The 606-nt window shown below is 52.5% G+C and carries 1 rRNA gene; it reads left to right on the top strand.

Annotation, left to right across the window (positions count from 1 at the left end):
• Positions 1–256: 256 nt before the first annotated feature.
• Positions 257–606 (top strand): 23S ribosomal RNA (locus GBG68_RS13915); the annotation flags it as partial.

Raw genomic sequence — 606 nt, 5'->3', positions numbered from 1 at the left:
CTGGGAGAGCACCTGCTTTGCAAGCAGGGGGTCGTCGGTTCGATCCCGACTGGCTCCACCATCTACCTGCGGGAAGAAGTCAGACTTGAGAGTCCGAGCCGGGCTCTCAACTCTGGCTTTTTAGTCAGAGAAGACCGGTTCTTTAAAAAATTGGAAAGTTGTCAAACATAGAGCTGAAAGGCTCTAGCGTTTGGGCATGTCAGATTCGTGAGACCAGCATATCAACCCATGTAACCCAGACTGGTTGGGGTTATATGGTCAAGCGGTTAAGCGCATACGGTGGATGCCTAGGCGACAGGAGGCGATGAAGGACGTTGTAGCCTGCGATAAGCTTCGGGGAGTCGGCAAACAGACTGTGATCCGGAGATTTCCGAATGGGGAAACCCGACCATCTTTAGGTGGTCATCGTGCACTGAATACATAGGTGTACGAGGCGAACCCGGGGAACTGAAACATCTAAGTACCCGGAGGAAAAGAAATCAACCGAGATTCCCTCAGTAGCGGCGAGCGAACGGGGACCAGCCCTTAAGCTTCTTACATTCTAGTGGAACGTTCTGGAAAGTTCGGCCATAGCGGGTGATAGCCCCGTACACGAAAGGGTGTTTG

It is taken from the genome of Alkalilimnicola sp. S0819 (assembly GCF_009295635.1).
Classification (GTDB): Bacteria; Pseudomonadota; Gammaproteobacteria; order Nitrococcales; family WHIW01; genus S0819.
The sequence above is the reverse complement of the archived record's forward strand: the minus strand, read 5'-3'. Positions and strand labels throughout refer to the sequence as shown.